Raw genomic sequence first — 13,249 nt, 5'->3', positions numbered from 1 at the left:
CGATGTCCGCGACCTGGACCAGCCCGCGCTTCCCGTTCCGCCGACCGCTCGAACTCGATCGCGGGCTTTCGCATCATCGGGTGGCGATCGTCGGCGCCGGCATGGTCGGGCTCACCGTGGCGCTCGATCTGGCGCGGCACGGCATCGCCACGGTGCTGCTCGACGAGGACGACACCGTCAGCATCGGCAGCCGCGCGATCTGCCTCGCCAAGCGCACCCTTGAGATCTACGATCGGCTGGGGCTCGGCCAGCGCCTGCTCGACAAGGGGGTGACCTGGCAGGTCGGCAAGGTGTTCCACGGTACGCGCCTCGCCTACGCCTTCGATCTGCTGCCCGAAACCGGGCACCGCATGCCGGCCTTCATCAATCTTCAGCAGTACTATCTCGAGGCTTGGCTGGTGGAGGCATGCGCCGCCACGGGGCTGGTCGATCTGCGCTGGCGGTCCCGCGTCGCAGCACTCGAGCGCGGCGAGGATCACGTGCGGCTGACGGTCGAGACGCCCGAGGGCGCCTACGCGCTGACCGCCGAGTGGGTGCTCGCCTGCGACGGCGCGCGCAGCACGGTGCGGGCCGCCCTCGGCCTGCCTTTCGTCGGCCAGGTGTTCCGCGACCGGTTCCTGATCGCCGACGTGGTGCTCAAGGGCGAGTTATCGTTCCCCTCCGAGCGCTGGTTCTGGTTCGATCCGCCCTTCCATCCCGGCCAGTCGGTGCTGCTGCACAAGCAGCCGGATCGGATGTGGCGCATCGATTTCCAGCTCGGTTGGCAGGCCGACCCGGAGGAGGAGAAGCGCCCCGAGCGGGTGATCCCACGCATCCGCGCGATGCTGGGCGAGGAGATCGATTTCGACCTGGAATGGGTGAGCGTCTACACCTTCCGTTGCCGCCGGCTGGAACGTTTCGTCCACGGCCGCATCGTCTTCCTCGGCGATGCCGCGCACCAGGTCAGCCCGTTCGGCGCGCGGGGCGGCAATGGCGGCGTGCAGGATGCCGACAATCTCGCCTGGAAGCTTGCCGCCGTGCTGCGCGGCGAGGCCCCGGCGGCGCTGATCGACTCCTATGACGCCGAGCGCATCCCCGCCGCCGACGAGAACATCCTGCACTCGACCCGGTCGACCGACTTCATCACGCCGAAGACCGAGGCCGCGCGCGCCTATCGCGACGCCGTCTTGTGCCTCGCGCGCGGCCACGACTTCGCCCGCCGCATGGTGAACTCGGGCCGGCTCTCGGGGCCGCACCGCTATGCCGCCACACCGCTCAGCACGCTTGACCGCGAGGCCTGGACGGCGGGTCCGCCTCCGGGCGCGGCGGCGGTCGATGCGCCGATTCCGGACGGCTGGCTCCTGAACCGTCTGGGCGGGCGGCCGGTGCTGCTGCTGTTCGGCGCCGCGCCCGACCCGGCGCTGCCGGGCCTCGCCGCGCTGCGCCTGCCGGTCGAGGGTGTCGCGGCCGAGCGCTATGGCGCGCGTGACGGAGCGGCCTATCTGATCCGGCCCGACCAGCACGTCGCCGCGCGCTTCGCCGCGCCCGCGCCGGAGGCGCTCGGGGAGGCGCTCGCGCGGATGTGGGCACAGCGCCCCGCCGCGCTGCGGAGTGCGGCGTGATGCCCGCCCTCGACACCAAGCCGCGACTCGGCGATCCCGACGCCGCGTTCGTCGCCCTGGTCGCGGCGCATCGCGACCTTTCGCCCGACGAGAGCCGCCGGCTCGACGCCGCGCTGGTGCTGCTGCTCGCCAACCACATCGGCGATGCGGAGGTGCTGCACGAGGCGATCGCGATGGCGCGCGCGGCGATCCGCGCGCCCACGGACGCGGCGGAGCCCCAGGGCACCGTGCCGTGACGCTCGTGCTTTCCACCTACTGGCGTTCCTCCGCCGCCTACCGCGTCCGCATCGCGCTGAACCTAAAGGGCCTGCCCTATGCCTCGGTGCCGGTGCACCTGGTGCGCGAGGGCGGCGAGCAGCACCGGCCGGAATACCGCGCGAAGAACCCGCAGGCGCTCGTGCCCACGCTCGAGGTGGATGGCGTGCCACTCACCCAGTCGCTTGCGATCATGGAGTGGCTGGAGGAGGAACACCCGATCCCGCCGCTGCTGCCGCGTGAACCAATCCGGCGCGCCCAGGCGCGTGCCTTCGCACTCGCCATCGCCTGCGAGATCGCGCCGTTCTCGAACCTGATGGTGCGCACCTATCTCGCCGATGTGCTGGAACTGACGGGTGGCGCCCAGCAGGCCTGGCACCATCACTGGATGTCGCGCGGGCTTGCGGCCTGCGAGGCGATGGTCTCCGGCGGCAGGGGCCCGTTCTGCTTCGGCGCCGCGCCGACCATCGCCGACTGCACGCTGGTGCCGCAGCTTTACAATGCCCGGCGTTTCGCGCTCGATCTGGAACCCTACCCGACGCTGCTGCGTGCCGAGGCGGCAATGCTGGCACTTCCCGCAGTGCAGCGCGCGGCGCCGGAGGCCCAGCCGGATGCATCCTGATGCCATCCTGATGCTCATGGCCCCCCTGGCTCCGTGATCTGCAGGAGTGGCTGCGATCATGGCGTGGGTTCCGCGCATGGATGGCTGGAGCGCCGCAGCACTTTCTGCCTTGGCTGGCCGGCCGTAACGGCTGATGATCGATGCCACCCGCTTCAAAGCGCCCGGCACTGTTGTCGGCCCGCGCAGGAATGGACGTTTCGATATCACATCGGCAAGACCGAGGGCGCGGGCTGACGCGAAATGTCACGTCGCCTGCGGCAGCCAGGGCGCCTCGTGGTCCCGCTCCAGCACCACGCCCGTGATCTGCGCCGCGACAAACTGCCCTCCCGCGTCGTCCGCCTGCTGTCGACGGGCTGCCACATCCGCTGCCGAGGGAGTACGCGGGCAGCAGGTCACCGCCACCCTCACGTTCCGGCTCGACCAAAGAGCCTTGAGGCGAACCGCGCCCCTTCCGTCCACTGCGTTTATGGTTTGCATCAGCGGACGAAATAGCTAGGCTTCCATGTCAGGGCCCAGAACATGTCGGACGGCATCAAGGATCGGCAGGCTGGGTCCGAGGGCTTCACGATCTTGGGAGCGTGGCACGCATGAAGAAGAGCCTCACGCTGCTCGGCGCAGCGTCCGTCCTGTTCGCCATGACCGGCGCGGACGCCGGAGCGCAGCAGACCCTCGCGCAAGTCAAGCAACGCGGCGCGCTGAACTGCCAGGTCGGGCTGCCGACACCAGGCTTCTATGCCCTGTCGGCGGACGGCAAGTGGTCCGGCCTCGATGTCGACATGTGTCGGGCCGTCGCAGCCGCGATCTTCGACGATCCGGACAAGGTACGCTACCAGTCGGTCACCTCGGCGGTGCGCTTCACCTCGCTCGCCAACGGCGAGTCCGACATGCTCTCGCGCACCACGACCTGGACCGCCGTGCGCGACAGCCAACTCGGCCTCGAGTTCGTTGGTGTGAACTTCTATGACGGCCAGGGATTCCTCGTGCCCAAGGCGTCGGGGATCAAGTCGGCCAGGGAGCTTGACGGGGCGACCGTCTGCGTGCTGACCGGCACGACCACCGAGCTCAATCTCGCCGACTACTTCCGCGCCAACAACATGCGCCTCCAGGCGGTGACGAACGAGAATGTCAACGTGCTGGTCGAGACCTATCTCGGCGGCGGCTGCGACGCCTACACCAACGACAAGTCGGGCCTCGCCGCCCGGCGTTCGGCCTTCCCGACCCCCGACGATCATGTGATCCTTCCGGAGACGATCTCGAAGGAGCCGCTGGGACCGGTCGTGCGGCATGGCGATCAGAACTGGGGCGACATCGTGCGCTGGGTCCTGATGGGTCTCATCGAGGCCGAGGAACTCGGTGTGAACTCGAGGAACCTCGACGAGATGCTCAAATCCGACAACCCGAACATCAAGCGCCTCCTTGGCGTCGAGGGCAATATCGGTCAGGGCATGGGGCTGACCAATGATTTCATGGTCCGCGTCATCCGGCATCTCGGCAACTACGGCGAGCTCTACGAGCGGCATGTCGGCGCCAATACCCCCGTCGGCATCCCGCGGGAGGAGTCGCTCAATGCGCTCTGGACCAAGGGCGGGCTGATGTACGCGATGCCGTTCCGGTGATGCGGAGCGCGCCGCGCGGCTGACGCGAGGAGATCTTCGCGGCTGCGCGGGGATCCCCGTTGCGTCGTGTCCACGTGATCGGCCGGACAGGGCAGGCCACGACAATGACGGCCGCGACGCAACGGTCGGCCGCCGGGGCATCGAGGACGACCTCGATCGTCAACGACGCCTTCGTGCGGGGGGTGTTCTACCAGCTGCTCACCGCCGCGATCCTGGTGGGCGGACTCTGGTATCTCGTCTCCAACACGATCGAGAACCTCTCGCAGCGCGGCATGGCGGCGGGGTTCGACTTCCTCGGCTACTCCGCCGGGTTCAACATCGTCTTCACGCTGATTCCCTACCGCGAGGGCGACAGCTACCTCCGGGTGTTCCAGGTCGGCATCGCTAACACGCTCCTGGTCGCGGCGATCGGCATCGTGCTCGCGACCGCGATCGGTCTGGTGATGGGGCTCGCGCGGCTCTCGACGAACTGGCTGATCCGCAACCTCGCGCGCTGGTACGTCGAGGTGCTGCGCAACACGCCGCTGCTTCTGCAGATCATCGCGTGGTATTTCGGCTTCTTCAATCTCCTGCCGGTGCCGCGCCAGAGCATCGAGTGGGGCGGCACCTTCTTCCTCAACAATCGCGGCTTCTACTTCCCAGCGCCGGTGCCGCAGGACGGGTTCGGCTGGACCGGCGTGGCGCTGGGTCTCGGCATCGTCGCCGCGGTCGCGATCCATCGCTGGGCGCGCCGGCGTCTCGAGGCGACCGGGCGGTCCTTCCCCTCGGTGCTGGTCGGCACGGGGCTGGTCGTGCTGCTGCCGACCGCGACCTTCCTGCTCACCGGCTCGCCGCTCGCCTGGGACATTCCTGCGCTCAGGGGCTTCAACTTCCGCGGCGGGCTTTCCGTGCCGCCGACCTTCTGCGCGCTGATCGTGGCGCTTTCGATCTACACCTCCTGCTTCATCGCCGAGATCGTGCGCGCTGGCATCCAGTCGGTCAGTCACGGCCAGACCGAGGCGGCGCGCGCGCTCGGCGTGAAGCCCGCGCGCATCATGCGCTTCGTGATCCTGCCGCAGGCGCTGCGCGTGATCGTCCCACCGCTGATCAGCCAGTACCTGAACCTGACGAAGAACTCCTCGCTCGCGATCGCGATCGGCTTCCCCGATCTCGTCAGCGTCTGGATGAACACCTCGCTCAACCAGTCCGGCCGGGCGATCCCGATCGTGGCGATGACCATGGGGTTCTACTGCGCGGTCAGCCTCACCGTGTCGCTGCTGATGAACCTCTACAACCGTCGTGTCCAGATCACGGAGCGCTGAGGCATGCCGGACGAGTCCCGCCTCGCGACCGCAGACCGTCCGCTGGTCTTCGCGCCGAAGCCTTCACGCGCGCCGCCCTCTTCCGCGATCGGGCCGATCGCATGGATGCGCGCGAACCTGTTCTCCTCGGTGTCGAATGCGCTCCTGACCCTGCTCGGCGCCTATATCGTGATCGTCGTCTTCGCCGCCATCATCAACTGGGCGCTGGTCGATGCGGTGTGGGAGGCGTCGAACCGCCGCGAGTGCCTCGACAAGGTCGGCCGTGCCGGCGCGTGCTGGCCGGGCGTGATCGCCTGGATCCCGAACCTGCTCTACGGCCTCTATCCGAAGGACCAGGTGTGGCGCATCAACGCCGCCTTCCTGATGCTGGTGGTCTGGGCCCTGCCGCTCTGGCTGCCGGGCGTGCGCTCGAAGCTCGCGATCGGGCTCTCGGCGGTGCTGCTCTATCCCTTCCCCGCCTCCTACTTCTTCCACGGCGGCGAGCAGGACCTGCTCTGGACCGCGCTGATCGCGCTCGGCCTCGCCGCCTTCGCCTGGGTGTGGCTGACGACGTTCAGCGAGCGCTTCACCGGCCTGAGCTTCGGCGCCTTCGTCGCGCGCGTGACCGGCGACGCGGAGCAGCCGGAGGAGAGCGCGCGGCTGCGCGCGCGCATCGGCTACGCCGTTCTCTATCTCGCCGCGCTCGCGCTCGCCGCGCAGTGGTCGCTCAGCGAGGTGCCGACGCGCTACTGGGGCGGGCTGTTCCTGACGCTGGTGATCTCGGGCATCGGCATCACCTTCTCGCTGCCCGCGGGCGTGATGCTGGCACTCGGCCGGCGGTCGCACATGCCGTTCATCAGCCTCTGCTCGACTGCCTTCATCGAGCTGTTCCGCTCGGTGCCGCTGATCACCATCCTGTTCATGTTCAACACGATGCTGCCGCTCTTCCTGCCGGTGGGCGTGGAGGTGAACCGGCTGGTGCGCGCGATCGTCGCGGTCTGCCTGTTCGCCGCCGCCTACATGGCCGAGATCGTGCGCGGCGGGCTGCAGGCGATCCTGCGCGGCCAGTACGAGGCGGCCGCCGCGGTAGGCCTGGGCTTCTGGCAATCGACCGCGCTGGTGATCATGCCGCAGGCCTTGAGGATCATGATCCCGACCATCGTCGGCAACTTCATCGGCCTGTTCAAGGACACCACCCTCGTCTCGATCATCGGCCTCTTCGACCTCCTCAGCATGGCGCGTGCGGTCGGCGAGGACACCACCTGGCTCGGCCTGTTCCTAGAGCCGTTCTTCTTCATCACGCTGATCTACTTCGTGTTCTGCTTCCTGATGTCGCAGTACAGCCTGAACCTCGAGCGCAGGCTCGGCGCCGGGCAGCGGCGATGAGCGCGCCGCCCGCGATCCGGCTCGTCGGGCTCAACAAGTGGTTCGGCACGTTCCACGTGCTGAAGGACATCGAGCTCAGCGTCGCCGAAGGCGAGAAGATCGTCGTCTGCGGTCCCTCGGGCTCGGGCAAGTCCACCATGATCCGCTGCGTCAACCAGCTCGAGCGGCATCAGGAGGGCGAGGTCGTCATCCACGGCCGCCGCTTCGGCGAGAGTGCCGCGCAGGACGAGGCGATTCGGCGCGACATCGGCATGGTGTTCCAGCAGTTCAATCTCTTCCCGCACATGACGGTCTTGGAGAACTGCACCTTCGCGCTCACCTGGGTGAAGCACCTGCCGAAGGCGGAGGCCGAGGCGATCGCGATGAGTCATCTGGAGCGCGTGCGCATCCCCGAGCAGGCGCGCAAGTATCCGCTCCAGCTCTCGGGCGGCCAGCAGCAGCGCGTGGCGATCGCGCGCGCGCTCTGCATGCGCCCGCGCATCATGCTGTTCGACGAGCCGACCTCCGCGCTCGACCCCGAGATGATCAACGAGGTTCTGGAGGTGATGGTCGAGCTCGCCGAGTCGGGCATGACCATGGTGGTGGTGACGCACGAGATGGGCTTCGCGCGCAAGGTCGCCGACCGGATCGTGTTCATGGACCAGGGCGAGATCGTCGAGGAGGCGCCGCCCGGAACGTTCTTCGCCCGGCCGCGCTACGACCGCACCCGGCTCTTCCTGAGCCAGATCCTGTAGCGTCTTGCGGCCGCGGGCGGGGCGGCCCCATATCGGTCGCATGGTCCCGCTCTCCGTGCTCGATCTCGCCCCCGTCGCCGACGGCAGCACGCCCGGCGACGCGCTGCGCAATGCCGCCGACCTCGCCCGCCATGTCGAGGCGCTGGGCTACCGGCGCTTCTGGATGGCCGAGCACCACAACATGCCGGGTATCGCGAGCGCCGCCACCGCCGTGGCACTCGCCCATGTCGCGGCTGGAACGCGCATGATCCGCATCGGCGCCGGCGGGGTGATGCTGCCGAACCATGCGCCGCTGGTGATCGCCGAGCAGTTCGGCACGCTCGCCGCGCTGCATCCAGGTCGGATCGATCTCGGCCTCGGTCGCGCGCCAGGCACCGATCCGCGCACGGCCTGGGCGCTGCGCCGCACGCTCGCCTCCGACGCCGACAACTTCCCGCAGGACGTGGTCGAGCTGCTCGGCTGGTTCCGGCCGCCCGAGCCCGGCCAGGCGGTGGTCGCGACCCCCGGCGCGGGCGAACAGGTCGAGGTGTGGATCCTCGGCTCGAGCACCTTCGGCGCCGAACTCGCCGCCGCGCTGGGGCTGCCCTACGCCTTCGCCTCGCATTTCGCGCCGGCGCAGATGATGCAGGCGCTGGCACTCTACCGCGAGCGGTTCCGGCCGTCGGAGTACCTCGCGAAGCCCCACGCCATGCTCGGCCTGCACGTGGTCGCGGCCGAGACCGATGCCGAGGCGCGATACCTGTTCTCCTCGCATCTCCAGGCGCTGCTGAACCGTCGCCTGGGCCGGCCCGGGAGACTGCCGCCGCCGGTGGAGGACTTCGCCGTGCGGCTCGATCCGCAGGCGCGTGCGGTGATCGAGGCCTCGCTCGGCATCGCCGTGGTCGGCGGGCCGGAGACGGTGCGCGTCGGGCTCGCCGAGTTCGTCGCCCGCACGGGGGCGGACGAGCTGATCGTCACCGCGCAGATCTTCGACCACGAGGCGCGCAAGCGCTCCTATGAAATCCTCGCGCGCGTGTACGCGGGCGCGGAAGCCGCGGCGTAGTCTCGGCCGGCGCGCCGAGCGGCAGGAGGTGGCAGGGCCAGACCGGCGCGGTCGCCGCGAGCGGCGATGGCGGCTCAGATCGGCTTCGGCGAGGCGAGCGTCGTGCTGCCTGCCGACGTGCCCGCATCGACCGGCAGGGTGATGCCGGTGACCCAGCGTGCCGCCGGCGAGACCAGCCAGGCGATCGCCTCGGCGACGTCCCAGGCGGTGCCCTCGGTCTTGAGCAGCGTCGCCTGGCGGCGCGCCTCGCGGCCCGCCTCGTCGAGCCCGCGCACCGCCACCATCGGCGTGTAGACATAGCCCGGGGCGACGCAGTTGACGCGGATTCCCTCCGGCCCGTGGTGTGCGGCCATCGCGCGCGTCATCTGCACGATCGCGCCCTTGGTGGTGGCGTAGAGCAGGCCGGGATGCCCCGCGAGCAGCCCGGCGACCGAGGAGAGGTTGACGATCGCCCCGCCGCCGGTCTTGCGCATCTCCGGGATCGCGTATTTCGACATCAGCATGACCGAGCCGACATTGATCCGCATGGCCCGGTCCCACGCCTCGGGATCGACCTCCACCGCGTTGCCCGGGGGGCCGGAGATGCCGACATTGTTCACCAGGATGTCGAGCCGCCCCCAGCGCGCCACTGCCGCCCCGACCACCGTACGGCACTGCACGCCGTCCGAGACATCCGCCACGATCGCCGCGTGCTGGCCGCCCTCGGCTGCGATCGCCCTCGCCGTCGCCTCCATCCAGCCGGGCTCGATGTCCACCAGCAGCACGCGCGCGCCGCGCCGGGCGAGCACGATCGCGGTCGCGCGGCCGTTGCCCACCCCCTCGCCGCGCGAGCCCGCACCGGTGACGATCGCGACCTTGCCGTCGAGCGCAACGCTGTCCTGCATCCGTTTCATCCTCCGGTGCGGCAAGCCTGCACCACAGCGCGTGCCACCGCCAGACGCCCAGCTGGACGGGGCGGTTCACCTCGGCCACGATGGCCAGCGCGGAGGAAACGGCATGCCGGACGCTGCGGGCCGGGCGCCCGACGATCCCGATCTCGACGCCTCGCTCGCGCAGCTGCGCGCCAGCGTGCGCCGCTTCGCCGACGAGCGCATCTTCCCGCGTGCTGCCGAACTCGACGAAACCGAAGCGTACCCCGAGGACCTCTACCGCGCGCTTGCGGAGCTCGGGATGTTCGGCATCACGGTGCCGGAGGCGCTGGGTGGCACGGGGGCGGGCGCGCTTGCCTACGCGGTGGTGATGGAGGAACTCGCGCGCGGCTATGCCTCGGTGGCTGACCAGGTGGGCCTCGTCGAGCTGGTCGCGACCCTGCTCGCCGAGCACGGCACGGCGGCACAGCAGGCACGCTACCTCCGACCGCTGCTCGCGCGCGAACGGCGCTGCGCCTATGCGCTGACCGAAGAGGGCGCGGGCTCGGACCTCGCGGCGCTGAAGACGACCGCGCGGCGCGACGGCGCGGGCTGGGTGCTGAACGGCACCAAGCTCTGGATCCACATGGGCCCGCTCGCCGATTTTGCCGTGGTGCTCGCGCGCACGAACCCCGAGGCGGGGCATCGCGGCATGGCGGCGTTCCTGGTCGATCTCGATGCACCCGGCGTCACCCGGCTGCGCGCCGAGCACAAGATGGGTCAGCGCGCCTCGCCCGTCGGCGGTCTTCGATTCGAAGACGTTCGCCTCCCGGCGGATGCGCTGCTCGGCCCGGACGGGCGCGGCTTCCACCTGATGATGAGCGTACTGGACAAGGGCCGTGTCGGCATCGGCGCGCTCGCGGTCGGGATTCTCCAGCGCGCACTCGAGGAGAGCATCGCCCATGCGAAGGCGCGGGTGCAGTTCGGCAGGCCGATCGCGGAGTTCCAGGCCGTACAGTGGATGATCGCCGACATGGCGAAGGATACGCATGCCGCGCGGCTGATGGTACGCCACGCCGCGCGACTGCTCGACGCCGGCCGTCGCGCGACCCTGGAGGCCTCCTTCGCCAAGTGTTTCGCCTCGGACGCGGCGGTGGCGCGCACGGCGGATGCGGTCCAGATCCACGGCGGCTCGGGCTACATCCGCGGTGTCGCGGTGGAACGGCTCTACCGCGACGCCAAGATCACGCAGATCTACGAGGGGACGAACCAGATCCAGCGCATGATCATGGCGCGTGAGCTGCTCGCATGAGACCCGCCGCGCTTGTCACCGGCGCGCGGCGGGGGATCGGCCGCGCCACCTGCGCCGCCCTCGCCGCACGCGGCTTCGACGTGGTCGGCGCCGATCTCGAGGCGGAAGGTGCAGCGGAGACCGAGGCGGCGGTGGCCGCGGCAGGCGGGGCGTTCCGCTTCCTCGCTGCCGATGTGGCGGCGACCGCGGCGCATGGCGCGCTCGTCGATGCGGCGTGGGCCGCCTTCGGCGGGCTGGAATGCCTGGTGAACAACGCCGGCGTCGGCGCGCTCGCGCGCGGCGACCTGCTCGACGTCTCCGAGGCCTCGTTCGACCGCTGCCTCGGCGTCAACGCGCGCGGGGCCTTCTTCCTGGCCCAGGCGGTCGCCCGCCGCATGCTCAGCGCGGATGCGCCCGCGCGCGGGAAGCGGTCGCTGCTGTTCGTCTCCTCGGCCAACGCCTTCATGCCGGCGGTCGAGCGCGGCGAGTATTGCGTCTCCAAGGCTGCCGCCTCGATGGCCGCCAAGCTGTTCGCGATACGGCTCGCCGATGCCGGAATCGCCGTGCACGAGATCCGGCCGGGCGTGATCCGCACCGACATGACCGCCGCGGTCGCGGACCGCTACACCGCCCGCATCGAGGCCGGGCTCTCGCCGATCCGCCGCTGGGGCGAGGCCGAGGAGGTCGGCCGCGCGATCGCCGCGCTTGCCGCCGGCGACATTCCCTTCACCACCGGCGATGCGTTCCACATCGACGGCGGACTGCACCTGCACCGGCTATGAGCGAGGCGCTTGTCTACGAGGACATCGAGGTCGGGCTGGACTACGAAACGCCCGGCATCACGGTCTCCGAGCACCACGTGCTCGGCTTCGCCGGGCTCACGGGCGACTTCTACGACCTGCACGTCGATGACGACTACGCCCGAGCGATCGGCTATCCCGGGCGGGTTGCACACGGCCTTCTTGGTCTTGCGCTGGCCGATGGGCTGAAGAACCGCGCCGCCGTGCGGCTCGCCGCGATCGTCTCGCTCGGCTGGCGCTGGAAATTCACCGCGCCGATCCTGATCGGCGACCGCATCGCCGCGCGCATTCGTGTCATCGCCAAGCGCGAAACGAAGAAACCCGATCGCGGCATCGTGACGATCGCGGTGACTCTGACCAACCAGCGCGGCGACGTGGTCCAGCAGGGCGAGAACGACATGATGGTCCGCCGCAAGGTCAGCGCGTGAGATCGGCCGCGTACCTCTCCGCGAAGGCGCCGATGCCCTCCAGGCGGTCGCCGGTCGCGAGGCGCAGCACGTTCATCTCGTTCTCGTAGGCGAGTCAGGCGGAGAGTGGTGCTTCCAGCGCTTGGCGCGGGGCGGCCCTCACCGCCTGCGCGGCGATCGGGCTGAAGCACGCGAGCCGGCGGCAGATCCCACCTGCGCCCTTCTTGGGCAGCAGCTTGATCACCGCGACGGAGACGCGGGACAACGCCAGGGCGGTGCCGGTGTCACGCTGGGGCAGGCCGCGCTGAAGACGTGGGCGGAACGATGGCGCTGGTCGTTAACCTGCGGGGGCCGTAGGCATCGTTTCACTGTGCCCTGGCTCTCCGGCAAGCCGGTGTGGCGGTCCGGGGCGATGCGGCGGAGATCGTCGTTGTCCACCAGGCTCCGGGCCTCACGCGGGCGGTTCGATGGACCCAAGAACGCGGCTCGACTGGATCCGGCTCCATCAGCACGTCCGCGATGGCGGCGTCGTTTGCCGGCGCTTCGGCATCTCGCGGCCGATCCTGCGCAGATGGCGCCGCCATGGCCCCCGCCCGGTACGGGCCTGTTCTACCTGCCGTCCTGTGCCCGGACACGAACCCGATCGAGTACGCCTTCGCAAAGCTCACGACCATGCTCCGCGCGGCAGCCCGGCACACCGTCGATGGCCTTTCGAATGCCACCCGCCACATCATCGGCGCCTTCACGCCGGAGGAATGCGCCCACCACTTCACCGCCGCGGGATATGACCTGGACTGACCGGAAACCGCGCTAGCCCTGGCCGTTCCCTGCCGAGGCGAGAGCGGTCGGCGCGACGGCGACGCAGTCGGGAGCACGGCTGGGCCAGCGGGCGCAGGTCCGGTGCGCCTCGCCGCGGGTGAGGTTGACGAGTTCGGCACGCCAAGCCGGCCGACCGGCGAAGCGTACGCGCGTCAGCTTCGGCTCCGGCTGCGACGAGGCGAGCGCCGCATGGGCCCGCTTCACCGCCGCGACCGCACCGGCACGATCGCGATAGACGCCGAGCCGCACGGCCCAGTCGCGCGCGGCCGCCTTGGCGCTCCGGACGGCGCCGCCGCCGGGCGCGATCGGTGCACAGTAGGGGCGGCTGGCGCAGACCCGGCGCGCCTCGGCCTCGGTGAGCTGGGCGAGTCGGGCGGCCCAGACGGTGCGGCCACGCACATGCATCTGCTCGACCTGCAGCGAGCCGGCGGCGACCTTGTGCGCGGCGATACGGGCTGCGGCGAGGGCGCCGCCGCGATCGCGGAAGCGGCCGAGCCGCACCGCCCAGGCGCGCGCCCCGGAGAGCGCGGCATGGCCGGTTGCCGCAG

The 13,249-nt window shown here is 70.1% G+C and carries 14 protein-coding genes; 12 read left to right on the top strand and 2 right to left on the bottom strand.

All coding sequences use genetic code 11. The features are described from left to right. Window positions 1-2 precede the first annotated feature (2 nt). The 8 genes from FK498_RS01070 (at window position 3) to FK498_RS01035 (ending at window position 8,536) form a co-directional block, all read left to right on the top strand. Entirely contained in the window at window positions 3-1,601 is a 1,599-nt protein-coding gene (locus FK498_RS01070; protein ID WP_141850958.1) for an FAD-dependent oxidoreductase, read from the top strand. Then, a complete protein-coding gene (locus FK498_RS01065; protein WP_141850957.1) occupies window positions 1,601-1,837 on the top strand; it encodes a DUF2783 domain-containing protein in 237 nt (78 codons plus the stop codon). The genes FK498_RS01070 and FK498_RS01065 overlap by 1 nt, the downstream gene beginning before the upstream one ends. Continuing rightward, entirely contained in the window at window positions 1,834-2,478 is a 645-nt protein-coding gene (gene maiA / locus FK498_RS01060) for a maleylacetoacetate isomerase (protein ID WP_141850956.1), read from the top strand. Before FK498_RS01065 ends, maiA begins: the two co-directional genes overlap by 4 nt. 587 nt (window positions 2,479-3,065) lie before the next feature. Next, the gene (locus FK498_RS01055; RefSeq protein ID WP_141850955.1) at window positions 3,066-4,094 is read left to right on the top strand and encodes an amino acid ABC transporter substrate-binding protein; all 1,029 of its coding nucleotides are present in this window, start codon (window positions 3,066-3,068) and stop codon (window positions 4,092-4,094) included. Between the two features lie 104 nt (window positions 4,095-4,198). Next, window positions 4,199-5,395, top strand: a complete 1,197-nt coding sequence (locus FK498_RS01050; RefSeq protein ID WP_202614696.1) for an amino acid ABC transporter permease — start codon at window positions 4,199-4,201, stop codon at window positions 5,393-5,395. A gap of 105 nt (window positions 5,396-5,500) precedes the next feature. Next, window positions 5,501-6,760, top strand: a complete 1,260-nt coding sequence (locus FK498_RS01045) for an amino acid ABC transporter permease (RefSeq protein ID WP_237560793.1) — start codon at window positions 5,501-5,503, stop codon at window positions 6,758-6,760. Continuing rightward, window positions 6,757-7,494, top strand: coding sequence for an amino acid ABC transporter ATP-binding protein (locus tag FK498_RS01040; RefSeq protein WP_141850953.1), 738 nt, complete (start codon window positions 6,757-6,759; stop codon window positions 7,492-7,494). Before FK498_RS01045 ends, FK498_RS01040 begins: the two co-directional genes overlap by 4 nt. A gap of 40 nt (window positions 7,495-7,534) precedes the next feature. Beyond that, window positions 7,535-8,536, top strand: coding sequence for an LLM class flavin-dependent oxidoreductase (locus FK498_RS01035; RefSeq protein ID WP_141850952.1), 1,002 nt, complete (start codon window positions 7,535-7,537; stop codon window positions 8,534-8,536). 74 nt (window positions 8,537-8,610) lie between these two features. On the opposite strand, the gene FK498_RS01030 is transcribed toward FK498_RS01035, so the two are convergent. After that, window positions 8,611-9,420, bottom strand: a complete 810-nt coding sequence (locus tag FK498_RS01030; protein ID WP_202614695.1) for an SDR family NAD(P)-dependent oxidoreductase — start codon at window positions 9,418-9,420, stop codon at window positions 8,611-8,613. A 112-nt stretch (window positions 9,421-9,532) separates the two neighbouring features. On the opposite strand from FK498_RS01030, the gene FK498_RS01025 reads away from it, so the two are divergent. From FK498_RS01025 to FK498_RS01010, 4 genes are all read left to right on the top strand, one after another. Next, a complete protein-coding gene (locus FK498_RS01025) occupies window positions 9,533-10,696 on the top strand; it encodes an acyl-CoA dehydrogenase family protein (RefSeq protein WP_141850950.1) in 1,164 nt (387 codons plus the stop codon). Further along, window positions 10,693-11,457 carry a 3-ketoacyl-ACP reductase gene (locus tag FK498_RS01020; RefSeq protein ID WP_141850949.1) on the top strand — a complete coding sequence of 255 codons (765 nt, stop codon included), beginning with the start codon at window positions 10,693-10,695 and terminating at the stop codon, window positions 11,455-11,457. The genes FK498_RS01025 and FK498_RS01020 overlap by 4 nt, the downstream gene beginning before the upstream one ends. Then, on the top strand, window positions 11,454-11,903 hold the full coding sequence (locus FK498_RS01015; protein WP_141850948.1) for a MaoC/PaaZ C-terminal domain-containing protein: 450 nt from the start codon (window positions 11,454-11,456) through the stop codon (window positions 11,901-11,903). Before FK498_RS01020 ends, FK498_RS01015 begins: the two co-directional genes overlap by 4 nt. A 561-nt stretch (window positions 11,904-12,464) precedes the next feature. After that, window positions 12,465-12,680 carry a hypothetical protein gene (locus FK498_RS01010; protein ID WP_141850947.1) on the top strand — a complete coding sequence of 72 codons (216 nt, stop codon included), beginning with the start codon at window positions 12,465-12,467 and terminating at the stop codon, window positions 12,678-12,680. Between the two features lie 12 nt (window positions 12,681-12,692). On the opposite strand, the gene FK498_RS19130 is transcribed toward FK498_RS01010, so the two are convergent. Continuing rightward, the coding region (locus tag FK498_RS19130; RefSeq protein WP_370510862.1) for a hypothetical protein at window positions 12,693-13,249 on the bottom strand (557 nt) is incomplete at its 5' end.

The organism is Elioraea sp. Yellowstone, from assembly GCF_006704265.1.
Classification (GTDB): Bacteria; Pseudomonadota; Alphaproteobacteria; order Acetobacterales; family Acetobacteraceae; genus Elioraea.
This window is presented reverse-complemented; position numbering and strand designations above follow the sequence as displayed.

Excerpts from the sequence above, each read along its gene's own strand:
- FK498_RS01070 (WP_141850958.1), top strand. The coding sequence starts at position 3 with ATGTCCGCGACCTGGACCAGCCCGCGCTTCCCGTTCCGCCGACCGCTC.
- FK498_RS01065 (WP_141850957.1), top strand. The coding sequence starts at position 1,601 with ATGCCCGCCCTCGACACCAAGCCGCGACTCGGCGATCCCGACGCCGCG.
- FK498_RS01055 (WP_141850955.1), top strand. The coding sequence starts at position 3,066 with ATGAAGAAGAGCCTCACGCTGCTCGGCGCAGCGTCCGTCCTGTTCGCC.
- FK498_RS01050 (WP_202614696.1), top strand. The coding sequence starts at position 4,199 with ATGACGGCCGCGACGCAACGGTCGGCCGCCGGGGCATCGAGGACGACC.
- FK498_RS01045 (WP_237560793.1), top strand. The coding sequence starts at position 5,501 with ATGCGCGCGAACCTGTTCTCCTCGGTGTCGAATGCGCTCCTGACCCTG.
- FK498_RS01040 (WP_141850953.1), top strand. The coding sequence starts at position 6,757 with ATGAGCGCGCCGCCCGCGATCCGGCTCGTCGGGCTCAACAAGTGGTTC.
- FK498_RS01035 (WP_141850952.1), top strand. The coding sequence starts at position 7,535 with ATGGTCCCGCTCTCCGTGCTCGATCTCGCCCCCGTCGCCGACGGCAGC.
- FK498_RS01030 (WP_202614695.1), bottom strand. The coding sequence starts at position 9,420 with ATGCAGGACAGCGTTGCGCTCGACGGCAAGGTCGCGATCGTCACCGGT.
- FK498_RS01025 (WP_141850950.1), top strand. The coding sequence starts at position 9,533 with ATGCCGGACGCTGCGGGCCGGGCGCCCGACGATCCCGATCTCGACGCC.
- FK498_RS01020 (WP_141850949.1), top strand. The coding sequence starts at position 10,693 with ATGAGACCCGCCGCGCTTGTCACCGGCGCGCGGCGGGGGATCGGCCGC.
- FK498_RS01015 (WP_141850948.1), top strand. The coding sequence starts at position 11,454 with ATGAGCGAGGCGCTTGTCTACGAGGACATCGAGGTCGGGCTGGACTAC.
- FK498_RS01010 (WP_141850947.1), top strand. The coding sequence starts at position 12,465 with ATGGCCCCCGCCCGGTACGGGCCTGTTCTACCTGCCGTCCTGTGCCCG.